At 72.3% G+C, this 23962-nt stretch carries 19 protein-coding genes and 3 pseudogenes; 17 read left to right on the forward strand and 5 right to left on the reverse strand.

Annotated features, from left to right (window positions below; all coding sequences use genetic code 11):
- The first annotated feature begins 143 nt into the window (after nt 1-143).
- The 5 genes and pseudogenes from AB0G35_RS02780 to AB0G35_RS02800 form a co-directional block, all read left to right on the forward strand.
- On the forward strand, nt 144-815 hold the full coding sequence (locus AB0G35_RS02780) for a DUF5819 family protein (RefSeq protein WP_360942573.1): 672 nt from the start codon (nt 144-146) through the stop codon (nt 813-815).
- Nucleotides 812-2257: an HTTM domain-containing protein gene (locus AB0G35_RS02785; RefSeq protein ID WP_360942576.1), complete on the forward strand. Its 1446-nt coding sequence runs from the start codon at nt 812-814 to the stop codon at nt 2255-2257. Before AB0G35_RS02780 ends, AB0G35_RS02785 begins: the two co-directional genes overlap by 4 nt.
- A 59-nt stretch (nt 2258-2316) precedes the next feature.
- Nucleotides 2317-2505: pseudogene (locus AB0G35_RS02790) on the forward strand (rRNA methyltransferase); the annotation flags it as partial.
- Between the two features lie 301 nt (nt 2506-2806).
- Nucleotides 2807-3568 carry a TrmH family RNA methyltransferase gene (locus AB0G35_RS02795; RefSeq protein ID WP_360942579.1) on the forward strand — a complete coding sequence of 254 codons (762 nt, stop codon included), beginning with the start codon at nt 2807-2809 and terminating at the stop codon, nt 3566-3568.
- Nucleotides 3569-3625: 57 nt separating this feature from the next.
- Nucleotides 3626-4050: pseudogene (locus tag AB0G35_RS02800) on the forward strand (TrmH family RNA methyltransferase); the annotation flags it as partial.
- 54 nt (nt 4051-4104) lie between these two features.
- Here the strand turns inward: AB0G35_RS02800 and paaN are convergent.
- The gene (paaN, locus tag AB0G35_RS02805) at nt 4105-5787 is read right to left on the reverse strand and encodes a phenylacetic acid degradation protein PaaN (protein ID WP_360942582.1); all 1683 of its coding nucleotides are present in this window, start codon (nt 5785-5787) and stop codon (nt 4105-4107) included.
- Between the two features lie 146 nt (nt 5788-5933).
- On the opposite strand from paaN, the gene AB0G35_RS02810 reads away from it, so the two are divergent.
- Nucleotides 5934-7445, forward strand: coding sequence for a 3-hydroxyacyl-CoA dehydrogenase (locus tag AB0G35_RS02810; RefSeq protein ID WP_360942585.1), 1512 nt, complete (start codon nt 5934-5936; stop codon nt 7443-7445).
- An 11-nt stretch (nt 7446-7456) separates the two neighbouring features.
- Nucleotides 7457-8047, forward strand: coding sequence for a TetR/AcrR family transcriptional regulator (locus AB0G35_RS02815; protein WP_360942595.1), 591 nt, complete (start codon nt 7457-7459; stop codon nt 8045-8047).
- A 79-nt stretch (nt 8048-8126) separates the two neighbouring features.
- On the opposite strand, the gene AB0G35_RS02820 is transcribed toward AB0G35_RS02815, so the two are convergent.
- Entirely contained in the window at nt 8127-8642 is a 516-nt protein-coding gene (locus AB0G35_RS02820; RefSeq protein WP_360942598.1) for an Lrp/AsnC family transcriptional regulator, read from the reverse strand.
- Nucleotides 8643-8867: 225 nt separating this feature from the next.
- On the opposite strand from AB0G35_RS02820, the gene pdhA reads away from it, so the two are divergent.
- The 9 genes and pseudogenes from pdhA to AB0G35_RS02865 all read left to right on the forward strand — a co-directional run bounded on the left by pdhA (nt 8868) and on the right by AB0G35_RS02865 (nt 18223).
- Complete coding sequence (gene pdhA, locus AB0G35_RS02825; RefSeq protein WP_360942601.1) at nt 8868-10058, forward strand: pyruvate dehydrogenase (acetyl-transferring) E1 component subunit alpha; 1191 nt, start codon at nt 8868-8870, stop codon at nt 10056-10058.
- Complete coding sequence (locus AB0G35_RS02830) at nt 10055-11089, forward strand: alpha-ketoacid dehydrogenase subunit beta (protein ID WP_360942604.1); 1035 nt, start codon at nt 10055-10057, stop codon at nt 11087-11089. Before pdhA ends, AB0G35_RS02830 begins: the two co-directional genes overlap by 4 nt.
- Nucleotides 11089-12540: a dihydrolipoamide acetyltransferase family protein gene (locus AB0G35_RS02835; protein ID WP_360942607.1), complete on the forward strand. Its 1452-nt coding sequence runs from the start codon at nt 11089-11091 to the stop codon at nt 12538-12540. The genes AB0G35_RS02830 and AB0G35_RS02835 overlap by 1 nt, the downstream gene beginning before the upstream one ends.
- Before the next feature lie 93 nt (nt 12541-12633).
- Nucleotides 12634-13533, forward strand: a complete 900-nt coding sequence (locus AB0G35_RS02840) for an NTP transferase domain-containing protein (protein ID WP_360942610.1) — start codon at nt 12634-12636, stop codon at nt 13531-13533.
- Nucleotides 13530-15107, forward strand: a complete 1578-nt coding sequence (locus AB0G35_RS02845) for a molybdopterin-binding protein (RefSeq protein ID WP_360942613.1) — start codon at nt 13530-13532, stop codon at nt 15105-15107. Before AB0G35_RS02840 ends, AB0G35_RS02845 begins: the two co-directional genes overlap by 4 nt.
- A pseudogene (locus AB0G35_RS02850) lies at nt 15104-15324 on the forward strand (Ion channel protein); the annotation flags it as partial. The gene AB0G35_RS02845 and the pseudogene AB0G35_RS02850, both read left to right, overlap by 4 nt.
- A gap of 121 nt (nt 15325-15445) precedes the next feature.
- Entirely contained in the window at nt 15446-16423 is a 978-nt protein-coding gene (locus tag AB0G35_RS02855) for an NAD(P)H-quinone oxidoreductase (RefSeq protein ID WP_360942616.1), read from the forward strand.
- Between the two features lie 137 nt (nt 16424-16560).
- Nucleotides 16561-17421: a hypothetical protein gene (locus AB0G35_RS02860; RefSeq protein WP_360942619.1), complete on the forward strand. Its 861-nt coding sequence runs from the start codon at nt 16561-16563 to the stop codon at nt 17419-17421.
- Nucleotides 17422-17659: 238 nt separating this feature from the next.
- Nucleotides 17660-18223 carry a bacterial proteasome activator family protein gene (locus AB0G35_RS02865; RefSeq protein WP_360942622.1) on the forward strand — a complete coding sequence of 188 codons (564 nt, stop codon included), beginning with the start codon at nt 17660-17662 and terminating at the stop codon, nt 18221-18223.
- Between the two features lie 63 nt (nt 18224-18286).
- Here AB0G35_RS02865 and AB0G35_RS02870 read toward each other — a convergent pair whose 3' ends face one another.
- Nucleotides 18287-19957: a protein kinase gene (locus AB0G35_RS02870; protein ID WP_360942625.1), complete on the reverse strand. Its 1671-nt coding sequence runs from the start codon at nt 19955-19957 to the stop codon at nt 18287-18289.
- A gap of 320 nt (nt 19958-20277) precedes the next feature.
- On the opposite strand from AB0G35_RS02870, the gene AB0G35_RS02875 reads away from it, so the two are divergent.
- Nucleotides 20278-21891: a protein kinase gene (locus AB0G35_RS02875; RefSeq protein ID WP_360942628.1), complete on the forward strand. Its 1614-nt coding sequence runs from the start codon at nt 20278-20280 to the stop codon at nt 21889-21891.
- 20 nt (nt 21892-21911) lie between these two features.
- Here AB0G35_RS02875 and AB0G35_RS02880 read toward each other — a convergent pair whose 3' ends face one another.
- A complete protein-coding gene (locus tag AB0G35_RS02880) occupies nt 21912-22955 on the reverse strand; it encodes a phosphotransferase (protein WP_360942631.1) in 1044 nt (347 codons plus the stop codon).
- A gap of 232 nt (nt 22956-23187) precedes the next feature.
- Nucleotides 23188-23847 (reverse strand): response regulator transcription factor, encoded by a 660-nt coding sequence (locus tag AB0G35_RS02885; protein ID WP_360942634.1) that lies wholly within the window; start codon nt 23845-23847, stop codon nt 23188-23190.
- Nucleotides 23848-23962 lie beyond the last annotated feature (115 nt).

The following is a 23962-nucleotide window of genomic DNA, read 5'->3' on the forward strand; positions in this document are numbered from 1 at the left end:
CCGATCGTTCGGTTCAATGGTGAGTGGGCGGGCAGCGGGTGTCAAGCCTGCGGATAAGTCAGGGGAGGGTGTGCCCGGTGCGGCCGCATAGGTACGGTTCCGGAGCGGAGTTGACCGCATGGGTTTACGGGAACGGGGCGGGAATGCAGTCATTCGGGGACGAATCGCGGTCTTTGGCCGCGCTGTCGCTACCCTCGCGGATCGTCATAGGCGTGGCGGCCTGCGCCGTCGCCGTCATCGTCGCGATTCATCTCGCCATGATGTTTCTGCATGTCGCGCCGCAGAACACGCTGAGCAAGCAGCAGGGCGCCCTGATCAGCGACTACGTCTATCCCGAGTACGAACAGAACTGGAAGCTGTTCGCGCCCAACCCCCTCCAGCAGAACGTCGCGGTCCAGGTCCGCGCGGAGGTCCGCGCCGAGGACGGCAGCAGCCGCACCACCGGCTGGACCGACCTGACCGCCCGTGACGGCCGGGCCATACTCCACAACCCGCTGCCCAGCCACACCGAGCAGAACCAGCTGCGCCGGGGCTGGGAGCTCTTCCTCAACAGCCACAACGCCCAGGGCCGCCCGATCGGCACCCGCGGCGAGCTGGCCGAGCGCTACATCCGGCGGATCGTGATGTTCCGGATGGGTGGCGAGTGGACCGCGGCCGGCGGCCGGGTCGAGCGCGTCCAGGTCCGCTCCCGTACGGCCGCCGTCAGCCCGCCGCCGTGGAGCACCGAGAAGATCAGCGACAAGCCCGTGTACCGCGCGCTGCCCTGGTGGCAGGTCACCGCGGCCGACCTGCCCGAGGGGGCGAACAGCCAGTGACGTCACCGACGCCCCAGCAGCCCCAGGGCACCTCGCAGCCCTCGCACCCCACGGAGTCCACCGACGTGCCGCAGCAGGCGCACGCACCCCACGCCCACCAGGTCCCCGCCGCGGCCCCGGCCTCCTACGAGGAGACCCGGATCGAGCGCGCCGTCGGCCGCCTCTTCGGCCGCGCCACCGGCCGCGCGCTGGCCCCGTACCAGACCGCCGTGATCCGGATCGGCTTCTCGGCGACCTGGCTGCTGTTCCTGCTGCGCGAGTGGCCGCACCGCCTCACGCTCTACGGGCCCGACAGCCCCTGGAGCCTGGACATGGCGCGCCACCTCCTGGACGCCAACCACGCCTTCTCCGTGCTGCTGTGGTCCGACGGCCGCGGCTGGTTCGAGTGCGTCTACCTGATGGCCGTCGCGTCGAGCGCGGCGCTGATGCTCGGCTGGCGCACCCGGACCATGTCGGTGCTCTTCATGCTCGGCGTGATCTCGCTGCAGAACCGCAGCGTTTTCATAGGGGACGGCGGCGACAACGTCATCCACCTGATGTCGATGTATCTCGTGCTCACCCGATGCGGCCAGGTCTGGTCGCTGGACGCCCGCCGTGCCAAGCGCGCCCGGGCCGCGGCAGAGGCGTCCGCGGCCCGCGCGGAGATGCCCGAGGGAGCGCAGACCGCCGAGCGCACGCCGGATGCGGGTCGCGGACGCGACCTGACCGGCATCGTCCTGTGGGCCGTGCTCGGCCTGGCCCTCGCCGTCGCCCAGTTCACCGGCAGCTACGCCCTCCTGTGGTTCGACAACGGCCCGTTCCCGCACATCGGCTGGAGCCTGGTCCTGTGGGGCCTGTGGGCCGCGCACGCCCTGTGGTGGGCGGTCGAGCGCTACGCGCCGGGGGAGCCGCGCACCGTTGTGGACACGCTCACCAAGCTCGCCCACAACGGCGCCCTGCTCGTGATCATGGTCGAGGTCTGCCTGGTCTACTCCACCGCCGGCTGGTACAAGATCCAGGGTTCCCGCTGGCAGGACGGCACCGCGGTCTACTACCCGATGCACCTGGACTACTTCTCCCCCTGGCCCGCGCTCTCCCAGCTGCTCGGCAGCAACGGCCTGATGGTCATGCTGATCACCTACGGCACGGTGATCGTCCAGGTGGCCTTCCCCTTCACGCTCTTCAACCGCCGGCTCAAGAACGTGCTCCTGGTCATCATGATCTGCGAGCACCTCTCGATCGCGTTCCTGCTGGGGCTGCCGTTCTTCTCGCTCGCCATGATCGCCGCGGACGCGGTCTTCCTGCCGACGAACTTCCTGACCTGGCTCTCCGCCCGCGTCTCCGGACTGCGCGAACGGCTCTTCCCCCGCGCCGTCCCGGCCGTCCCGGACGGCGGCCCCGGAGGCGGTGAGCCCCCGGCCCGTACGGAGTACGGCGGCGGTGGCCATACGCTCGTGGGGTGAGCAGCGAGAAAACCGCCCCCGCCGAGCCCCTCCAGTACGACGAGGGCTAGGGGCCCCGGATCGGCGTCGGCCCGCATCCGGAGCCCTGGCCGCAGGACGACCGTTACGACCCGGAGCTGCCGGCGCACGGCGACCGCCGCAACGTCGTCGACCGCTACCGCTACTGGACGCGTGAGGCGATCGTCGCGGACCTCGACACCCGCCGCCACGACTTCCACGTGGCGGTCGAAAACTGGGGCCACGACTTCAATCCCGTATACGGAAGGGGTGTTGAGCCCCTGGCTTCGAGGGCATGAAGCCCACGGAGCCGGTCCGCCTCTCTTTTGCGCCCTACCGTCACGGCTCACCATCCGGCGACCGTCTGGAGAGCGACAGGTGAGGGTGCCAGGTCAACTGGAAGTCGCCACAAGCGGTGAAGTGATCGCCGCGGAGCTACCGGCAGACCGTAAACAGGAGGGGCGATGATCTGATCCAGCCGAGCGTGCAGTGGACCGGATGCCAGGTCCGGGTGAAGGCCCTGGTAGCGGCCGCCCGCCGTAGTCTGATGTGGTGAGCGAGGACGAGATCACAAGAGCCGTAGGACAGTGGCGGGACGCTGCGCCTGAGATGGTGCTGCTGGACGGGTTTCATGCCATGAAGCACGCTCTTCGCTTCGGGGCGGACGTCCGCCTTGCGATCTCCAGCGACAAGGGCGCCGTCCTCACACTGGCCGACGAACTGGCCGATGACCTCACGAACCGGGTCGGCGATCTTGTGATCGAGGTGCCGGCCGCAACGTACCGGGACCTTGTGCCCAGGGTGCACCCCACGCACGTGGCGGGTCTCGCTGTTCGTCCCGACCCTCAACGAAATCTGGAGACCCTGTCGAGGACTCCGCGGCCGGCTCCCATTGTCGTCTTGGAGAACCCTCGCAACCTGGGGAATGTCGGCGCCGTGGTCCGGCTCGCGGCCGGGTTCGGTGCCACCGGCGTTGTCACTACCGGTGACATGGACCCGTGGCACCCCAACGTGGTGCGCGCAGCAGCTGGCCTTCATTACGCGACCGCGGTGGAGAGTCTCCCGCTCGACGACCTACCGCCGGGGCCGGTGTACGCGCTGGACCCGGAGGGAGACGACATCAGATCTGTAGTACTTCCTGATGACGCGCTGCTGGCGTTCGGTTCCGAGCGGCACGGGATATCTCCGGAACTCCGGAAGCGTGCCACCAAGCTCGTGGCTCTCCCGATGAGACCACAGGTGTCCAGCTACAACCTCGCTACGAGCGTCGCCATGGCTCTCTTCCACTGGGGAGGGCCCCCGCCTGTGCCGTGAGCAGACGTGACGGCGGGTCGTTCTCCAAACCCGTTATGTAACCGATGTAACCGATACTTCAACATCGGCTCCGTCGTGCGCACCGCGAACGCGTTCCTGGCCAAGGAGGTCCACATCGTCGGCCAGCGGCGCTGGAACCGGCGCGGGGCGATGGTGACCGACCGCTACCAGCACGTCCGCCACCACCCGGACACCGCGGACCTCACCGCCTGGGCCACGGCCGAGGGGCTGCCGATCATCGGGATCGACAATCTCCCGGGGCCGTGCCGCTGGAGACGACCGAGCTGCCGCGCCGGTGTGTGCTCCCGTTCGGCCAGGAGGGGCCGGGGCTGACCGAGGAGGCGCGCCGGTACGCCTCGCTGGTCTGCTCGATCGCGCAGTTCGGCTCGACCCGCTCGATCAATGCGGGGGCGGCGGCCGCCATCGCGATGCACGCCTGGATCGGCCGCCACGCCCGGATCGACGGAACCGGCGCCGGCTGACCGGCGCCCGGCCACTACTGCGGCACGTGCCGGGCGCCCCGGGCCCGGCACAGGTCATGCGGGGCGGCGCACCTCCACCATCCGGAAGCGGCTGGCCACGAACGCGCTGTCGCAGAGCACCGCATTCGCCGCCGGGTTCCCGCCCGAGCCGTGGAAGTCCGAGAACGCCGCGGTCTGATTCACATAGACCCCGCCGGTGAGGTTCAGCGACAGCTGGGCGCACTCCTCCAGGCAAGCGTCCTCCACCAGCCGCTCGACCTCGGCGTCCGTGGTGTACGCGCCGACCGTCATGGCGCCCTTCTCGCGGACCGTCCGCCGCAGCAGCTCCACGGCGTCGGCGGCGGAGTCGACGGCCACCGCGAACGACACCGGCCCGAAGCACTCGGACAGATACGCCGCCTCGGCATCCGGCTTGGCGCCGTCCAGCTTGACGATCACGGGGGTGCGGACCGTCGCGCCGGGGAAGTCCGGGTTGGCCACCTCACGGGAGGCCAGGGCCACCTCGCCGAGCCCGGCAGCGGCCTCGATCCGCTCCTTGACCTGCGGATTGACGATCGCGCCCAGCAGCGCGTTGGCCCGCGCGTCGTCGCCCAGCAGCCCGCTCACCGCGCCCGCGAGATCGCTGACCACTTCGTCGTACGACTTCGGCCCGGCGTCCGTGGTGATGCCGCCGCGGGGAATGAGCAGGTTCTGCGGGGTGGTGCACATCTGGCCGCTGTAGAGCGACAGGGAGAAGGCGAGGTTGCCGAGCATGCCCTTGTAGTCATCGGTGGAGTCGATGACGACGGTGTTCACGCCGGCCTTCTCGGTGTACACCTCGGCCTGCCGGGCGTGGGTCTCCAGCCAGTCGCCGAACGCGGTCGAGCCGGTGTAGTCGATGAGGCGGACCTCCGGGCGGACGGCCAGCGTCTTGGCCAGGCCTTCGTCCGGCCGGTCCACGGCCAGGCACACCAGGTCGGCGGGGAACCCGGCGTCGTCGAGCACCTCGCGCGCCACCTTGACGGTCATGGCCAGCGGCAGCACCGCCCGCGGATGCGGCTTGACCAGGACCGGGTTGCCGGTGGCCAGGGAGGCGAACAGGCCCGGGTAGCCGTTCCAGGTCGGGAAGGTGTTGCACCCGATCATCAGGGCCACGCCGCGCGGCACGGCCGTGAAGCTCTTGGTCAGCTCCAGCGGGTCGCGCTTGCCCTGCGGCTTGGACCACGCCGCCTGCTCCGGCGTACGGGTCTGCTCGGCGTACGCGTACGCCACCGCCTCCAGGCCGCGGTCCTGGGCGTGCGGCCCGCCGGCCTGGAACGCCATCATGAACGCCTGGCCGCTGGTGTGCATCACGGCCTGCGCGAACTCATGGGTGCGCGCGCTGATCCGGGCCAGGATCTCCAGACAGACCGCCGCGCGCAGCTCCGGGCCGGCGTCCCGCCAGGCGGGGATCGTGGCGCGCATCGCGGGCAGCAGGACGTCCACGTCCGGGTGCGGATAGCTGATCCCCAGCTCCGGCCCGTAGGGCGAGACCTCCTGGCCCGTCCAGTCGTCCGTACCGGGCTGGGTGAGCTCGAAGCGCTTGCCGCGCAGCGCCTCGAACGCGGCCGCACCGTCGGCCGCGGCGGTCTCGCCGTACGCCTTGGGGTGCTCGGGGTGCGGGGACCAGTAGGCGCGGGTACGGATCGCCTCCAGCGCCTGATCGAGGGTCGGACGGTGCTTCTCGATCAACTGCGCTGCGGTCATTTCGGCGGCCATCGATGACCAACTCCTCGTCGAGCCGGACGGAAAGCGGATAGGGCTGGGAGCGGACGGGGCAACGGAGTTAGAGTAACCGAACGATCGGTCGGGGCAAGAGGGCCCGGCGAGCCTGTGGAAAAGTCGGTCGGGGAGGATCAGCTGGCATGACGGCAATCGGCACCGGCAACACCGTGGCAGTCGTGGGCACGGGCACCATGGGACAGGGAATCGCGCAGGTGGCGCTGGTCGCCGGCCATCGCGTACGGCTCTACGACAGTGCCCCCGGCCGCGCGGAGCAGGCCGCCGACGCGCTCGTGCGGCGACTGGACCGGCTGGTGGAGAAAGGCCGGATCACGGCGGCCGAGCGGGACACCGCCCGCGACCGCCTCTCCCCCGCCACCGCCCTCACCGAGCTGGCCGACGCCGCGCTGGTCGTCGAGGCGATCCTGGAGGAACTGACCGCCAAACAGCAGCTGTTCAGGTCGCTGGAGGACATCGTCGGCGACGACTGCCTGCTCGCCACCAACACGTCGTCGCTGTCCGTGACAGCTGTCGCCGGCGGACTGCGCCGCCCCGGCCGCTGTGTGGGCCTGCACTTCTTCAACCCCGCCCCGCTGCTTCCGCTGGTCGAGGTGGTCAGCGGCTTCGCCACGGACGAGGCGGCCGCCACCACGGCGTACGACACCGCCGCGGCCTGGGGGAAGAAGCCGGTGCGCTGCGCCGACACCCCCGGTTTCATCGTCAACCGCATCGCCCGCCCCTTCTACGCCGAGGCCCTGCGCGCCTATGAGGAACGGGTCGCCGACCCCGCCACCATCGACGCGGTGCTGCGCGACGGCGCGGGCTTCAAGATGGGGCCGTTCGAGCTGACCGACCTCATCGGGCAGGACGTCAACGAGGCGGTCACCCACTCCGTGTGGCAGTCCTTCTTCCAGGACCCGAAGTTCACGCCCTCACTGGCGCAGCGCCGGCTGGTGGAGTCCGGGCTGCACGGCCGCAAGGCGGGACGCGGCTGGTACGACTACGCCGAAGGCGCCCGGCGGCCCGCGCCGCACACCGCGGAACCCTGCCCGGCCCCGGAGGCCGTCGCCCTGCACGCGCGGCTGCCCGGCCCGGCCGCGGTGCTCCGCGAGCTCATCGAGGAGGCCGGCATCAAGGTCGCCCGCGACCGCACGCCGGGCGAGTCGGAGGGCTTCATCCGGCTGCCCGGCGGGGCCTGCCTCGCGCTCACCAACGGCTACCCGGCGACGAGCGTCGTCTACGACAAGTACATCCGCTTCGACCTCTCGCTCGACTACCGGGCCGCCACCCGGATCGCGCTGGCCGCCTCGGAGACCTGTTCCGAGGCGGACGTCGCGGAGGCGGTCGGGCTGTTCCAGGCGCTGGGCAAGGAGGTCAGCGTGATCGGCGACGTCCCGGGCATGATCGTCGCCCGGACGGTCGCGATGATCATCGACTTCGCCGTGGACGCCGCCGCCCGCGAGGTGGCCACCCCCGAGGACATCGACACGGCCATGCGACTGGGCGTGAACTACCCCGGCGGCCCCATGGAGTGGGTCGAACGGCTCGGCGCCCACTGGGTGTGGGACCTGCTGGACTCGATGCACCACCAGAATGCCGGGGGACGCTACGTGCCGTCCTGGGCGCTGCGGCGCCGTGCGGACCTTGAGGAATAGGTGCTCTCATCATGACCATGGCCAAACGCGACACCTACACGCCCGATTCGCTGCTCGCCGTCGCCGTCGAGGTGTTCATCGAGCGCGGCTACGACGGCACCTCCATGGAGCACCTCTCCAAGGCGGCCGGCATCTCCAAGTCCTCGATCTACCACCATGTGCGCAGCAAGGAAGAGCTGCTGCACCGCGCCATAAGCCGGGCCCTGGACGGCCTCTTCGCGGTGCTGGAGGAGCCGGCGGCCGTCCAGGGGCGGGCGATCGAGCGGCTGGAGCACGTCACCCGCCGGGTGGCCGAGGTGCTCATGGACGAACTCCCCTACGTCACGCTGCTGTTGCGGGTGCGCGGTAACACGGACACCGAACGGTGGGCCATGGAGCGCCGCCGGGAGTTCGACCACGAGGTCGCCGCGCTCCTCAAGCAGGCCGCCGCCGACGGCGATCTCCGGGACGACGTGGATGTCCGGCTCGCCACGAGGCTGCTCTTCGGCATGATCAATTCGATTGTGGAGTGGTACCGGCCCGGGCGGGGCGGCGCGGCGAGCCGCGACGAGGTCGCCGAGGCCGTGGTGCGTACCGCGTTCGCGGGCCTGCGCCGGGCCTGACAGGGGCTCTGGCGGCGCCCGCCGGGGCTCTGGCCGGCGCCTGACGGGGCCCTGGCGGCCGTCCGCGGCGCTCGGGCGGTCATTCCCCCTCGGGGCCGAGATCGGTCTCCTCGAAGACCAGCAGGGTGCGGGTGCTGAGCACCTCCGGTATCGACTGGATACGGGTGAGGACCAGCTCCCGCAGTTCCCGGTTGTCCTTGGTGTGCACCAGCAGCAGCACGTCGAAGTCGCCGCTGACCAGCGCGATGTGGGTGGCACCCGGCAGCGCGGTGAGCTGCTTGCGCACCGTCCGCCAGGAGTTCTGCACGATCTTCAGCGTGATGTACGCGGAGGCGCCCTGACCTGCCCGTTCCTGGTCGACGAGGGCGCTGAAACCGCGGATCACCCCGTCGTCCATCAGCCGGTTGATGCGCGCGTAGGCATTGGCACGCGAGACGTGCACCCGCTCGGCCACGGAGCGTATCGAGGCCCTGCCGTCGGTCTGCAGCATGCGCAGGATCGACCGGTCGATGGTGTCCAGCGGGCGGGCGGCCGGGACCGGCGGTTCGGACGTCGGCGGCTGACCGTCGTTATTGGCCATCTGTTCGTCCGGCATATGGTCCCGCCTCCCCTTTGTGGACGCCCTGTCTTCATCTGAAGCTGTGGAGAACCGTTTGTCCACAGGCTGAACCCGCCTGTAGCCAAAATGCATCAGCGACCGAACAATCGGTAGGGAAGGGCTCACCCGCCCCGACCGGTTTCATCCTGCCCATCCGCCGTTCGCCCACCACCCTTCTGCGGCGCCATCGCGCCACCCCTTCGAACCGAGGAGGTGCTCGACATGACGGTCCTTGAGCAGCCCGGCAGCAGCAGGAACAAGAGCAGCCTGGCCGGCCCGCCGCCCGCGTGGCGCCCGCGCGTCGATCCCGCGCCTCTCCTGCCCGACGAGGAGCCGTTCCGCATCCTCGGTACGGACGCCGCCGCCCGGCTCGACTCCGGCCTGCTGACCCGGCTGTACGCCCAGCTCGTGCGCGGCCGCCGGTACAACGCCCAGGCCACCGCCCTGACCCGGCAGGGACGACTGGCGGTCTACCCGTCCTCCACCGGCCAGGAGGCCTGCGAGGTCGCCGCCGCGCTGGCACTGGAGGAGCAGGACTGGCTCTTCCCCAGCTACCGCGACACCCTGGCCGCCGTGGCCCGCGGCCTCGACCCCGTACAGGCGCTGACCCTGCTGCGCGGCGACTGGCACAACGGCTACGACCCGCACGAACACCGCATCGCCCCGCTGTGCACCCCGCTCGCCACCCAGCTCCCCCATGCCGTCGGCCTGGCGCACGCCGCCCGTCTCAAGGGCGACGAGGTGGTGGCGCTGGCCATGGTCGGCGACGGCGGCACGAGCGAGGGCGACTTCCACGAGGCGCTGAACTTCGCGGCCCTCTGGCAGGCCCCGGTCGTCTTCCTGGTGCAGAACAACGGCTTCGCCATCTCGGTGCCGCTCGCCAAGCAGACCGCCGCCCCCTCCCTCGCCCACAAAGCGGTCGGCTACGGCATGCCCGGCCGCCTCGTCGACGGCAATGACGCTCCCGCGATGCACGAGGTGCTCGGCGAGGCCGTCCAGCGCGCCCGCCGGGGCGGCGGCCCCACCCTCGTCGAGGCCGTCACCTACCGCATCGAGGCGCACACCAACGCCGACGACGCCACCCGCTACCGCACCGACGCCGAGGTCGAGACCTGGCGGGCGCACGACCCGATAGCCCTGCTGGAGCACGAGCTGGCCGACCGCGGCCTGCTGACCGACGAGTTCGTCGCCACCACCCGGGAGAGCGCCGAGCAGCTGGCCGCCGACCTCCGCGAGCGGATGCACGCCGACCCGGTGCTGAACCCGATGGACCTGTTCACCCACGTATTCGCCGAGCAGACCAGCCAACTGCGCGCCCAGGCGGCCCAGTTGCGCGCCGAGCTGGACGCCGAGGCCGCCGGACACACCGAGGACGCCGCGGGCACCACGCCCGCCGAGGAGGCCAGGCCATGACGACCACCGCTCCGGCCACCGCACGCAAGCCCGCCACCATGGCGCAGGCACTGACCCGCGCGCTGCGTGACGCCATGGCCGAGGACCCCGCCGTCCATGTGATGGGCGAGGACGTCGGCACCCTGGGCGGCGTCTTCCGTATCACCGACGGCCTGGCCAAGGAGTTCGGCGAGGACCGCTGCACGGACACCGCGCTCGCCGAGGCCGGCATCCTGGGCACCGCCGTCGGCATGGCGATGTACGGGCTGCGGCCGGTGGTCGAGATGCAGTTCGACGCGTTCGCCTACCCGGCGTTCGAGCAGCTCGTCAGCCATGTCGCCCGGATGCGCAACCGCACCCGCGGCGCGGTCCCGATGCCGCTGACCATCCGCATCCCCTACGGCGGCGGCATCGGCGGCGTCGAGCACCACAGCGACTCCTCCGAGGCGTACTACCTCGCCACCCCGGGGCTGCAGGTCGTCACCCCGGCCACCGTCGAGGACGCCTACGGGCTGCTGCGGGCCGCCATCGCCTCCGACGACCCGGTCGTCTTCCTGGAGCCCAAGCGGCTGTACTGGTCGAAGGCCGAATGGTCGCCGGACGCGCCCACCCCGGTCGCGCCCCTGGGCCGGGCCGAGATACGCCGCCGCGGCAGCAGCGCCACCCTGATCACCTACGGCCCCTCGCTGCCCGCCTGTATGGAGGCCGCCGAGGCCGGCCGCGCCGAGGGCTGGGACCTGGAAGTGGTCGATCTGCGCTCCCTGGTGCCGTTCGACGACGACACGGTCTGCGCATCCGTCCGGCGCACCGGACGGGCCGTGGTGGTGCACGAGGCGGGTGGGTTCGGCGGTCCCGGAGGGGAGATCGCCGCGCGGATCACCGAGCGCTGCTTCCACCACCTGGAGGCGCCGGTGCTGCGGGTGACCGGCTTCGACATCCCCTACCCGCCGCCCATGCTGGAGCGGCACCACCTCCCCGGCGTCGACCGGATCCTGGACACCGTCGCCCGCCTGCAGTGGGAGTCGGACTGGACCGAAGGACGTGGTGCGTGATGGCCGTGGTCCGTGAATTCACCCTGCCCGACCTGGGCGAGGGCCTCACCGAGGCGACGATCGTGCAGTGGCTGGTCGAGGTCGGCGAGGTCGTCGCCGTCGACCAGCCGGTGGTCGAGGTCGAGACCGCCAAGGCAATGGTCGAGGTGCCGTGCCCGTACGGCGGCGTGGTGACCGCCCGCTTCGGCGACGAAGGGGCGGAACTCCCGGTCGGTGCCCCGCTGGTGACGGTCGCGGTCGGCGCGGTCCCGGACGATCTGACCGAGACCCCGAAGGCGGGCGCCGATGCGGGCGCCGCCACCGGGACAGCCGCCGAGGCACCGTCCGGCGAGGCGGCCGACACCGGCTCCGGCAACGTCCTGGTCGGCTACGGCACGAGCGCGGCCGCGGCCCGGCGGCGCCGGGTCCGGCCCGCGGACGCCGCGCATCTCGAGACGGGCGGCCCGCAGCCCCCGACCGGAGCGGAGCCGGCCGCGCCGGCCGAGGAGGGCGGAGCGGACCGCCCGGCCCGCACCGCGGACGCCGACAGCCGTACGGTGCCCGTCATCTCGCCGCTGGTGCGCCGCATGGCGCGGGAGAACGACCTGGACCTGCGGGAGGTCACCGGCACCGGGCCGGACGGACTGATCCTCCGTGCGGACGTCGAGGCCGCGCTCAGCGCCCGCCGGGAACGCGCACCCCAGCCGGCCGCCCCGGCCGGCGGGACGGGCCCCGAGGGCGCGACCGCCACGGCCGCCGCTGCCGGCGTCGCCCCCACCCCCGGCGAGGAGCGGATCCCCCTGCGCGGGATGCTCGGTGCGGCCGCCGAGAAGTTCAGCCGCAGCCGCCGGGAGATCCCCGAGGCGACCTGCTGGGTGGACGCCGACGCCACCGAACTCCTCGCCGCCCGCCGGGCGATGAACGTCCCCGGCGCCCCCAAGGTGTCGCTGCTCGCGCTGCTGGCCCGGATCACCACCGCCGCGCTCGCGCGCTTCCCGCAGCTCAACGCCACCGTCGACACCCGCACCCAGGAGATCGTCCGGCTGCCCGCAGTCCATCTCGGCTTCGCCGCGCAGACCGACCGCGGCCTGGTCGTGCCGGTCGTCCGCGACGCCCAGGCCCGTACGGTCGAGGACCTCTCCGCCGAGATGGCGCGGCTCACGGAGACCGCCCGGGCCGGCGGGCTGTCCCTGGCCGAGCTGACCCACGGCACCTTCACCCTCAACAACTACGGCGTCTTCGGCGTCGACGGCTCCACGCCGATCATCAACCATCCCGAGGCGGCGATGCTCGGCGTCGGCCGGATAGTCGCCAAACCGTGGGTGCACGACGGCGAGTTGGCGGTCCGGCAGGTCGTCCAGCTGTCGCTCACCTTCGACCACCGGGTGTGCGACGGCGGCACCGCGGGCGGCTTCCTGCGGTACGTGGCCGACTGCGTCGAGCGGCCCGCGCTGCTGCTGCGCGGCCTGTGAGCCCGGCCCCTCCGGACCCGTCCCCCGTCGGGCCCGGAGGGGCCCGTGCACGACCCCCTGTGTGGGCGCGCCGAGGCTGGCGATACTCAAGGGGTGAACGACCACACCGACCACGACGCGATCGTCCTGGCCGGCGGCGCGGCCCGGCGGTTCGGCGGGGCGGACAAGCCCGCCCTGTCCGTCGGCGGCCGCCCGCTCCTGGACCGGGTGCTCGCCGCCTGCCCGGACGCCGCCCGCGCCGTCGTCGTCGGCCCGGCCCGCCCGACCGCCCGCGCCGTGCTGCACACCCGCGAGGACCCGCCCGGCGGGGGCCCGCTCGCCGCCCTGGACGCCGGCCTGCGGCACACCACCGCCCCCACGGTCCTCGTCCTCTCCGCGGACCTGCCGTTCCTGACCGCCGCGACCGTACGCGGCCTGCTGGCCGCGGCCGCCGCCCCGGCGGACGGGGCGCTGCTGCAGGACGCCTCGGGCCGGGACCAGCCGCTGGTGGCGGCCTATCGCGCCGAGCCGCTGCGCCGCGCGCTGGCCCGGATCCGGGGCGAGCACGGCACACCGGCGGGTCTGCCGCTGCGCGCCCTGCTGGCCGGCCTGACACTCGTCCGGGTCCCGGACCCCACGGCCACCGCCTCCTTCGACTGCGACACCTGGGAAGACCTCGGCGCGGCGCGCGCCCGGATCAGGGAGCATGGACACGTGCTGGACGAATGGATCACCGCAGTCAAGGCCGAACTCGGCATCGACCTCGATGTCGACGTCGCGGCGCTTCTCGACCTCGCGCGGGACGCGGCGCACGGCGTGGCCCGCCCGGCCGCGCCGCTGACGACCTTCCTGATCGGGTACGCGGCGGGCCGGCAGGGCCGGGACGTGAAGGAGCTGTCCGACCGGGCCGCGGCCCTGGCGAACCGCTGGGCCGCGGAGGCCGAGGGGGCGGAGGCCGAGGGGCCGGCCGGCTCCGGGGGCGCCGCGGACTCCGGAACGAAGCCCGCGGAATGACCGACGGCGAGACCCGCGGGGCGCTCGGCGCCCGGGACGACCGGTGCGGCGGCGACCCGTTCGAGGACGCGCTCGCCCTGGCCAACCACCCCCACGAAGCGGCCACCGGCCCGGCCCGATCGCCGGAGCCGGGCCACGGCATCCCGTCCGCAGGCGTCCCGCGCGCGGCGGCCTCCGGTGCTCCCAGCGCGTGCGGCGGCCACGACCCGGACGGCGCCACCGACCCGGCCGGCCCTTCCGGCCCTGCGGATGCCGGAGCGCCGCCGCCGTCCTCCGGCCCGCGCCGCAGGCCGGCCGCCACGCCCTGGCAGCGCGCCCGTGAACTCGCCGCGCACGCCGTCCCCGGGCCTCCCGCACCGGTGGCCACCCCGCTCGCCGAGGCGCTCGGCCGGACGCTCGCGGTCCCGCTGACCGCCCTCACCGACCTGCCGTCGTTCGACACCTCGGCCATGGACGGCTGGGCGGTCTCCGGCCCCGGCCCCTGGCGCCTCGACCAGCCCGCGGGCGCCGCCGCTCCGGGCATCCTCGCCGGTCAGGCCCCTGCCGAGGCACTCCAGGACGGCCATGCCATCGCGATTGCGACCGGTGCGCGCATCCCGTCCGGTGCCACCGCCGTACTGCGCAGCGAGCACGGCGAGGTACGCGAACTGCCCGGCGGCGCTCGGCAGTTGTCCGCGCCGCGCCCCGTACCACCCGGCCAGGACATCCGCCCGCGCGGGCAGGAATGCCGCCGCGGTGACCACCTGCTGCCGGCCGGCGCGCTGGTGACCCCCGCCGTCCTCGGGCTGGCCGCCGCGGCCGGCTACGACGAGCTGACCGCCTATCCCCGGCCGCAGGCCGAAGTGTTCGTCCTGGGCGACGAGTTGCTGGACCACGGGCTGCCTCAGGGGGGCCGGATCAGGGACGCGCTCGGGCCGATGCTCGGCCCCTGGCTGCAGGCCCTCGGTGTGGTCGCGGCCGCCCCCCGCCACCTCGCCGACGACGCCGACGCGCTGTACGCGGCGCTCGCGGGGTCCACCGCCGACGTGGTGATCACCACCGGCGGCACCGCCGCGGGCCCGGTCGACCACGTGCACCCGATCCTGCGCCGCCTCGGCGCCGAGGTGCTGGTGGACGGCGTGGCGGTGCGCCCGGGGCACCCGATGCTGCTGGCCCGGCTGGCACCGCGCCGGCACCTCGTCGGCCTGCCCGGCAACCCCCTCGCCGCAGTGTCCGGGCTCTGCACGCTGGCCGAGCCGCTGCTCCGGACCCTCGCCGCCCGCCGGCCGCCGGGCCCCTGCCGTACGCCGGTGACCGCGCCGGTGCACGGGCATCCGCACGACACCCGGCTCGTCCCGGTGGCCTACCGCGACGACGAGCGGTACGGCCTGATGGCGGAGCCGCTGCACTTCCACGGTCCGGCCATGCTGCGCGGGATCGCCGCCGCCGATGCGCTGGCGGTCGTCCCGCCCGGCGGTGCACAGCGCGGCACCGAGCTCGAACTCCTGGAACTTCCCTGGTCGGCGGGGTGGTCGGCGGGCGGACCCGAAGACCGGGCCGGGGACCCGTTCGGGCCGGCCGGAAGCCCCGTGTGAAGCTCCCCTCCCACGACAGCACCGCGCACGAGGCGCCCGAGGACCGGTCGCACCGCGTGATGCTGCCGCGTCGCCGCCACTGCGGCAGGTCGCCCGCCGGCTGTTGATGGCGCTGGTGGTGCTGCTGGCGACGGTCTTCATCGTCTGGATGGACCGCGACGAGTACCACGACCACGCCGACGGCACGGTCGACCTGCTCGCTGCAGAGCACGGAGCCGGCTGGACGACGAATGACGGTCACTCAAGCCGGTACGACGTGCCGGAGGGTGACGACGCGTCCGTGGTCACCGGCCCCCGTGCCATCGCTCCGTCCGCGGACGGCGAGTAGCCTCGCGCCCATGCGAGCGATCACTATCCCGGAGCCCGGTGGCCCCGAAGCACTTGTCTGGACGGATGTGCCCGACCCGCAGCCCGGCGAGGGCGAGGTCCTGATCGAGGTCGTGGCCAGCGCCGTGAACCGCGCCGACCTGCTCCAGCGGCAGGGCTTCTACGACCCGCCGCCCGGCGCCTCGCCGTACCCGGGCCTGGAGTGCTCGGGGCGGATCAGCGCGGTCGGCCCGGGCGTGCACGGCTGGGCGGTCGGCGACGAGGTGTGCGCGCTGCTGGCGGGCGGCGGCTACGCGGAGAAGGTCGTGGTCCCGGCCGGGCAGGTGCTGCCGGTGCCGCCCGGCCTGGACCTGGTCACGGCCGCCGCGCTGCCCGAGGTGACCTGCACGGTCTGGTCGAACGTCTTCATGATCGCGCACCTGCGGCCCGGCGAGACGCTGCTGGTCCACGGCGGCGCGAGCGGCATCGGAACGATGGCGATCCAGCTCGCCAAGGCGGTCGGGGCGCGGGTCGCGGTCACCGCCGGCGGCCCCGAGAAGCTGGCCCGCTGCGCGGAGCTCGGCGCGGACATCCTGATCGACTACCGCGAGCAGGACTTCGTCCAGGAGATCCGCAAGGCCACCGACGGCAAGGGCTCGGACGTCATCCTCGACATCATCGGCGCGAAGTACCTGCAGCGGAACGTGAAGGCCCTGGCGGTCAGCGGACGACTTGCGATCATCGGGCTGCAGGGCGGGGTCAAGGCGGAGCTGAACCTCGCCGCGCTGATGGCCAAGCGCGCCGCGATCACCGGCGCCGGGTTGCGCGCCCGCCCGCTCAGTGAGAAGGCGGCCATCGTCGCCGCGGTACGCGAGCACGTCTGGCCGCTGATCGGCAACGGCCAGGTCCGGGCGATCGTGGACCGTACGCTCCCGATGTCCGAGGCCGCGGAGGCGCACCGCGTGGTGGACGCGAGCGTGCACGTCGGCAAGGTCGTGCTGACCGTCTGAAACGGCCGCTGCGGCCTTCCGGACCGCCCCTCCCGAGCCGTCGGCGGATGCCCCGGCGGACAGTCCCAAGATGCCGTGAATCTGATCACATGTGACGCTGGGCTGGACACCCGACGGCTCGGCACGGGAGGGGCACTGTGGTCGCTCCAGCTTTCCGTTCGCGCATTGCCAGCAGTCTGTTGGTCGCCGCCGTCGTCCTGCCCGTCCCGGTGGGAGCCGCTCCCGCGGCGGCCGCGGACCGGCAGGCCACACCGGTGGACCGCTCACCTCAGCTCGTCCGGCCGGGCGATTCGCCGGACGACGACGTGGCGGAGGAATTCCGGCCCGAGATGCTCGGGGCCGAGGCTTTCGCCCCTGAGGACTTCATGGGCGATCTGCCGCAGGGCGAGGAGCCCTACGCGCCGGGCCGGCACCACGCCGGCCACCCGGGGCCTCCGGCCCGCTTCCGCGAGTTCCCGGACGGCTTTCCCGGCTTCCCGTACGGCATGGCGGGCTATCCGCACCGGGGGCCGCACCACCACCCGGGACGCTGGCACGGCCGGTGGCACCACCACCCCCACTCGTTCGGTCCGGGCTTCCACGGCGAGGGTCCCGGCGGTCCGGCCTTTGCGGGCCGCGGCCACACCCGGGAGGCGGGGCCGGACGGGCCGTCCGACTCCGACCGCGCCCATCAGCTGCCCGGCCGCCGCGATCCCGTGCAGCGGCATGCGCCGGTGGCGGACGCATCCGACTCCGCCAGGTCGCACTCCGCGTCGTCGCACCGCGTCAGGGCCGCCGACCGGCGCACCCAGCGCTCGTACGAAAAGCTGCCGCCGCTCCCGTCGCCCACCGTCCCCGAGGACGCGACGACGGGCACGGACGGGGACGCGGACACCGCCCGCCCGTACGCCCTGGAGTCTCCGACGGCCCCGGTCGAACGGGTGCTGCCGATGGGTGCGGGCCTGGCACTGACGGGCCTGGGGCTGGCGTTCCTGGGCCTGCGGCTGCGCCGCCGCTGAGGCCGCCGTTTCTCGCTGCCTCGTTTCACGTGAAACGAGGCAGCGAGACGCACGGTTTCACGTGAAACACTCTCCGTTGTTTCACGTGAAACCGTGGAAATGGTGGGCGTGGTTTCACGTGAAACAGCGAAACCTTGTTGTTTCACGTGAAACGCCAGGGCGGGGGCTTCAGAAAGGTGGATCACGTTCTCCCGGGGGCACCACCGTTCAGAAGCCCTCGTACGAGAGAATGGGCGGCATGGATATGCCGATGAACGAACGGTCGCAGGAGAACCCGCACGTCCTGGTTGTCGGCCCGGACGGCATGGCGCTCGGCAGCGCCGGCTCCGGTGGCGGGGACGACGGCGATGAGCCCCGCGAGGTCCCGGTGACGGACATGGTCGAACAGCCTGCGAAGGTCATGCGCATCGGCAGCATGATCAAGCAGTTGCTGGAAGAGGTGAAGGCCGCGCCCCTCGACGAGGCCAGCCGGGTCCGGCTCAAGGAGATCCACGCCAGCTCGGTGAAGGAGCTGGAGGACGGGCTGGCGCCCGAACTGGTGGAGGAGCTGGAGCGGCTGTCGCTGCCGTTCACCGATGAGTCGGTGCCGACGGAGGCGGAGCTGCGGATCGCCCAGGCGCAGCTGGTGGGCTGGCTGGAGGGTCTGTTCCACGGCATCCAGACCGCGCTGTTCGCCCAGCAGATGGCCGCCCGCGCCCAGCTGGAGTCGATGCGCCGTGCCCTGCCGCCCGGTGTCGTGCCCACGGAGGGCGATGAGGGCAAGCCCCGCCAGGGCGGCGCCCGCTCGGGCCCGTACCTCTGACCTGATGCACGAGGGGCCGGCGCGCGCGATGCGTGCCGGCCCCTTCTGCGTGCGGTGCGACCGTCAGCCGCTGCGACCGGTGGAGATGGTCAGCTCGATGGTGGCGTCCTTGGTCGGGTACCACCAGCTGATGGCGGCGGGGGACTGATCCGTGACGGTGTTCTTGCCCCAGATCGCGCTGTCCTCCTCCTTGACGATCTTGTACTTCCAGCCGGCCGCCTTGATGCACTCCTTCACCGAGTCCAGGTTCTTGAACCGGAACGACGGGAAGAGGATCTTGCGCTTGTCGGAGTAGCTCTTGGTCGGGTTGGTGCACTCGGACGTCAGGATCGTCGCCGTCTTGTCCTCGGGACGGACGCTCTCGCTGGGCGAAGCGGAGTAGCTGGACGGCGTGACGTCGCCGCCGTTGTCGTCGGAGGAGCCGGCGCTCAGACCGATGCCGATCGCTATCGCGGTCACCACGACGACACCGACGATCGCCGAGACCACGATCACCGGGGTGTTGTTCTTCCGCCCACCGGGGCCGCCGGCCGTCGGCATCGAGGCGGTGATCGGCGGCGGGGGCGGGGTGTACGCCGGCGGGGCCTGGTAGCCGCCCGTGTTGAACGGCGCCGGTCCCGGAACGGGACCGGGGACCGGGCCGGGGACCGGCGTCGGGTACGCGTTGTTCGGCGGCGGAGGCGTCTGCGGGCCGAAGGCGGCCGCCTGCGTCGGCTGGTAGGGCTGCTGGACGTTCGACGGGGCCGGCGTCTGCGGGTTGCCGGACGCGGTGGGGAAGACCGCGGAGGCCACCGAGGAACCGCTGGTGCGCGCCCGCGGGCCCTCGCCGATGATCAGCGGGGTGGCGCCGGACTGCCCGGAACCGGCGATCCGCAGACACTCGTCCCGCATCGCCTCGGCGGTCGGGAACCGTTCGTTGGGGTTCTTCTTCAGCGCCCGGGCCACCAGCGCGTCCACGGCCGGCGGCAGCGAGCGGTTGATGCTCGACGGGACCGGCGGCTCTTCCTGGACGTGGGCGTAGGCGATGGCGAGCGGGGAGTCCGCGTCGAACGGCAGCTGGCCGGTCAGCAGCTCGAAGAGCATGATGCCGACGGAGTACAGGTCGGAGCGGGCGTCCACCCCGCGGCCCAGCGCCTGCTCGGGGGAGAGGTACTGCGGGGTGCCGACCACCATGCCGGTCTGGGTCATGGACGTCACGCCGGACTGCATGGCCCGGGCGATGCCGAAGTCCATGACCTTGACGACGCCGCGCTTGTTCAGCATGACGTTGCCGGGCTTGATGTCGCGGTGGACCAGCCCCATCTCGTGGCTGACTTCCAGGGCCGCGAGCACATCGGCCGTGATCTTCAGGGCTTTCTCGGTCGGCATCGCGCCGTGCTGGGCGACGTCGGCGTCGAGGTCGGAGCGCAGCGGCTGGCCCGCGACGTACTCCATGACGATGTACGGCACCATGCCGCCGTCGAGCTCGTCCTCGCCGGAGTCGAAGACCGAGACGATATTGGTGTGCGTGAGCTTCGCCACTGACTGCGCCTCGCGGCGGAAGCGCTCGCGGAAGGCCTGCTCGCGACCGAGCTCGGTGTGGAGTGTCTTGATCGCGACGTCGCGGTCGAGCACGGTGTCGTGCGCGAGGTGCACGGATGCCATTCCGCCGGCCCCGAGAAGATCACGAAGCTGGTAACGTCCTCCGCCGACCGAACGGCCCTCGAATTGGCCCTGAGCGCCGTCCTGGCTCATCGTTCCGCTTCCCCCTAGGCGCACGGCGCACTACCCGTACGTTATAGCGATCAAAATCTGGAATTCCGCAGCCAAGTGTGCCCCAGGGCCCGGACACGTCAAGCCGTGTGCCCGTTCCGTGACCAGATGTGCAAGATCCGGTCACGGGCCTGAGACGTTCGGCACCCTGGGTCACCGGGGGAACTTGCGATGTCAGGCGAACGGCGGGTTTGATGGCCGGTCCACGACGGACCGGTGGGTGCCGCGGAACCTGTAGCGTGCTCTAGCGAAGACCGATGACCTTACCGCTCTCGGGCGGATTGATTCGACGGCGAGGACCGATGGCACCGACGCAGAGCCCCCAGGGCCCGTCCGACCATGAGGCCACCGGCTCCCATGTTCCCGACGCACCGGAGATGTGGGGCAACGGCGGGCTGGTCGGCGACGGCCGTTACCGGCTCACGCGACGACTCGGGCGCGGCGGTATGGCGGAGGTGTTCGCCGCCGAGGACGTACGCCTCGGCCGCACCGTGGCCGTGAAGCTGCTGCGCGCCGACCTCGCCGAGGACCCGGTGTCCAAGGCCCGCTTCACCCGCGAGGCACAGTCCGTGGCCGGGCTGAACCACCACGCGGTGGTCGCGGTCTACGACTCCGGCGAGGACCTGGTCGGCGGCAACACCGTGCCGTACATCGTGATGGAGCTGGTCGAGGGCCGCACCATCCGCGACCTGCTGCTGAACGCCGACGCCCCGCCGCCGGACCAGGCGCTGATCATCGTCTCCGGCGTGCTGGAGGCACTGGCCTACAGCCACCAGCACGGCATCGTGCACCGTGACATCAAGCCCGCGAACGTGATCATCACGAACAGCGGCGCCGTCAAGGTCATGGACTTCGGCATCGCCCGCGCCCTGCACGGTGCGCAGTCCACCATGACCCAGACCGGCATGGTCATGGGCACGCCCCAGTACCTCTCCCCGGAGCAGGCGCTCGGCAAGACCGTCGACACCCGCTCCGACCTCTACGCCACCGGCTGTCTGCTCTACGAACTCCTCGCCCTGCGGCCGCCGTTCACCGGCGAGACCCCGCTCTCGGTCGTCTACCAGCACGTCCAGGACATGCCGGTGCCGCCCTCCGAGGTCGCCGAGGGCGTGCCGCCGGAGCTGGACGGCCTGGTCATGCGGTCGCTGGCCAAGGACCCCGACGACCGGTTCCAGACCGCCGAGGAGATGCGCGGGCTGGTCCAGTACTCGCTGCAGATGCTGCAGGAGCAGGGCGGTCACACCGGCACCTGGAACACCGGCCCGGTCGTCATGCACGAGGGCGGTCACGGCCCGTCCATGGGGACCGCCGCGACCACCGCGCTGCCGCACCCCGACGCCGGCCAGACCGCGGCGCAGCCGATCCTCACGCACGGTATGCGGGAGGACGACGGCGGCTTCGAGGGCGGACCCCGCCCGGCCAAGGGCGGCCGCGGCAAGGTCTGGCTGATCGCGGCGCTCGCGCTCATCGCCATCGCGGTCGGTGTGGCTTTCGCAATGCAGAACACCAAGGACCAGAACCAGAAGCACGAGACCCCCGCCTCGCAGTCGCCGACGCCGAAGAAGCACAAGAAGAGCAGCGAGCCGACGACCGAGGAGCCGAGCACTCCGGAGACCCAGCCGGGCGGCATCGGCGGCGACGGCGGCTCGTACACCCAGCCGTCGACGACGCAGCCGACCACCCCGCCGACGTCCGAGCCGCCGACCTCGCAGCCGCCGACGACCGAGGAGCCGACCACCGAGCCGCCCACCGACACCACCGGTGGCACGGACGACGGCGGCACCGCGGACGGCGGGACCACCGACGGTGGCACCACGGATGGCGGGACGACGGACGGTGGCGCGACGGCCGGGGCGGACAGCGGGACGACCTCGGGCACGGACGGCGGCGCCACACTGGGCACGACCGGCGGCTGACCGGCCGCGCGCGGCCCGGGTCAGCGGGTGAACGCGTCGCACACCGCTCGGTATTCGCGGGTCCACCACACCGCCAGGGCGGCCGCCGCCGGGAACTGCGGGTCGGTGCGGCGGTCGCCGAGCTGGTAGCGCCAGGTGAGCATCCAGAAGTCGTTCAGCCGCTCCCACCACACCCGGTGGACGGCCGCGGCCAGTTCGTCGGCGCCGGCTCCGCAGGCGCTGCGGTAGGCACCCGCGTACGCCGCGACCTTGGCCAGGTCCAGGGTGCCGCAGGGGCGTACGAAGAAGATCGCGGCGGCGCGCACCGCCTCCTCGGCACGGGGCTGTACGCCCAGCCGGTCCCAGTCGACGATCGCGGTCGGCTCGGTGCCGCGGTAGAGCACGTTCAGCGGGTGGAAGTCGCCGTGCACCCAGCCGGGGGCGGGTTCCGCCCCGGGGGCGGGGCGGCGGTGGGCCTGCCGCTCCAGGAGGGCCCGGCGCTCCAGCAGCCGGTGCTCGGCGAGCTCGTCGAAGCTGGTGCGCGGGCGGGCGCAGCGGGCCAGGTCCAGCAGCTCGTCGATGGTCTCGAAGGTCCGTTCCGGGTCGGCGCCGGCGTCCGCGCAGGGCGGCCGGGGCGGGTGCGGTTCGGCGGCCATGACCTGCGCCAGTGCGGTGTGCACCAGCCCGAGCAGGGCGCCGAGCCGGCGGGACTGGCCGGTGGTCAGCACGGCCCCGCTCAGGTGCCGCCCCTCGACCCAGGGGTGCAGGGCGTAGCAGCGGCCGTCGAGGACCGTGACGGTGCGGCCGTCGGCGTCGGCCACGGGCGGGGCGACCGGCAGGCCCAGCGCGGCGAGCCGCCGGGTGGCGCGGTGCTGGCGGGTGATCGCGGCCAGGTCGCCGTCGAGGTGGTGCTTGAGGAAGTAGCGGCCGCGGGTGGTGGCGAGGAAGTAGCCGTGGTTGAGCAGGCCCTCGGCGACGGGTTCGCAGGACAGCGGCGCGCCGGCGCCGGCGTAGCGGCGGAGCAGGGATCCGAGGGTGTCTTTGTCGGGTGTCGCCGCCGTCCGGACGACAGATGAGCGCAGCACGCGCCAGATGTTAGATCAACTACACCTATGCGGGTGGGGGTATCGGAAAGCCTCACACTGAGTGAGCGAGCTCGTAGGGCGGCGCCGCGGTGAGGTGACGTTTCCCCGTCCAGCGTCCGCCGACTGGCCGCGCCCCGCCCGTAGGGGTGCGGGCCGAACGGCTCGATGGCACGGTGGTGGCCGCTGGGCACGCCCCCGGGGCCCGCGCCGCGGCCGCCCTGTGGTCCGTCGGTCAGCGGCGCTCCGCCTGCCTGCGCGCCACATAGGCGGCGGCCTGGGAGCGGCGTTCCATGCCGAGCTTGGAGAGCAGGCTGGAGACGTAGTTCTTGATGGTCTTCTCGGCGAGGTGGAGCCGCTCCCCGATGGCGCGGTTGGTCAGCCCCTCGCCGATCAGGTCGAGGATCTTGCGCTCCTGCTCGGTCAGGCTCGCCAGCCGGTCGTCCTCCTTGGCGGCATTGCCGTCGCGCAGCCGCTCCAGTACGCGGGCGGTGGCCACGGGGTCGAGCAGCGACTTGCCGGCGGCCACGTCGCGTACCGCGGAGAGCAGTTCGTTCCCCCGGATGGCCTTGAGGACATAACCGGACGCACCGGCCATGATCGCATCGAAGAGCGCCTCGTCGTCCGCGAAGGAGGTGAGCATGAGGCACTTGACGTCCGGAATCTGTGAACGGATCTCCCGGCAGACCTCGACGCCGCTGCCGTCCGGCAGCCGGACGTCCAGCACCGCCACGTCGGGACGCGTCGCAGGGATCCTGACCAGGGCATCTGCGGCGGTGCCGGCCTCGCCGACCACCTCGATGTCGGCCTCGACCGCGAGCATTTCGTGGACGCCACGCCGGACGACTTCATGGTCATCGAGCAGAAATACCGTGATTTTTCCGTCTTCGGGCACGGGGTCAGTCTCACACATCAAGTCTTCCCGTGCTCCAGGTCACCGATATAACGTGCCGTTGTCCCGGCGGCCTGCAACGCTGTGACCAGGAGTTGTTCCAGCCTTTGCGATTTTA

The organism is Streptomyces sp. NPDC021749, from assembly GCF_040640655.1.
Taxonomy (GTDB): Bacteria; Actinomycetota; Actinomycetes; order Streptomycetales; family Streptomycetaceae; genus Streptomyces.

Coding starts and splice junctions, on each gene's coding strand:
- AB0G35_RS02810 (WP_360942585.1), top strand. CDS start 5,934: ATGACGGCAATCGGCACCGGCAACACCGTGGCAGTCGTGGGCACGGGC.
- AB0G35_RS02845 (WP_360942613.1), top strand. CDS start 13,530: ATGACCGACGGCGAGACCCGCGGGGCGCTCGGCGCCCGGGACGACCGG.
- AB0G35_RS02820 (WP_360942598.1), bottom strand. CDS start 8,642: ATGCCGGACGAACAGATGGCCAATAACGACGGTCAGCCGCCGACGTCC.
- paaN (WP_360942582.1), bottom strand. CDS start 5,787: ATGGCCGCCGAAATGACCGCAGCGCAGTTGATCGAGAAGCACCGTCCG.
- AB0G35_RS02780 (WP_360942573.1), top strand. CDS start 144: ATGCAGTCATTCGGGGACGAATCGCGGTCTTTGGCCGCGCTGTCGCTA.
- AB0G35_RS02865 (WP_360942622.1), top strand. CDS start 17,660: ATGGATATGCCGATGAACGAACGGTCGCAGGAGAACCCGCACGTCCTG.
- AB0G35_RS02835 (WP_360942607.1), top strand. CDS start 11,089: ATGGCCGTGGTCCGTGAATTCACCCTGCCCGACCTGGGCGAGGGCCTC.
- AB0G35_RS02870 (WP_360942625.1), bottom strand. CDS start 19,957: ATGAGCCAGGACGGCGCTCAGGGCCAATTCGAGGGCCGTTCGGTCGGC.
- AB0G35_RS02830 (WP_360942604.1), top strand. CDS start 10,055: ATGACGACCACCGCTCCGGCCACCGCACGCAAGCCCGCCACCATGGCG.
- pdhA (WP_360942601.1), top strand. CDS start 8,868: ATGACGGTCCTTGAGCAGCCCGGCAGCAGCAGGAACAAGAGCAGCCTG.
- AB0G35_RS02855 (WP_360942616.1), top strand. CDS start 15,446: ATGCGAGCGATCACTATCCCGGAGCCCGGTGGCCCCGAAGCACTTGTC.
- AB0G35_RS02875 (WP_360942628.1), top strand. CDS start 20,278: ATGGCACCGACGCAGAGCCCCCAGGGCCCGTCCGACCATGAGGCCACC.
- AB0G35_RS02815 (WP_360942595.1), top strand. CDS start 7,457: ATGACCATGGCCAAACGCGACACCTACACGCCCGATTCGCTGCTCGCC.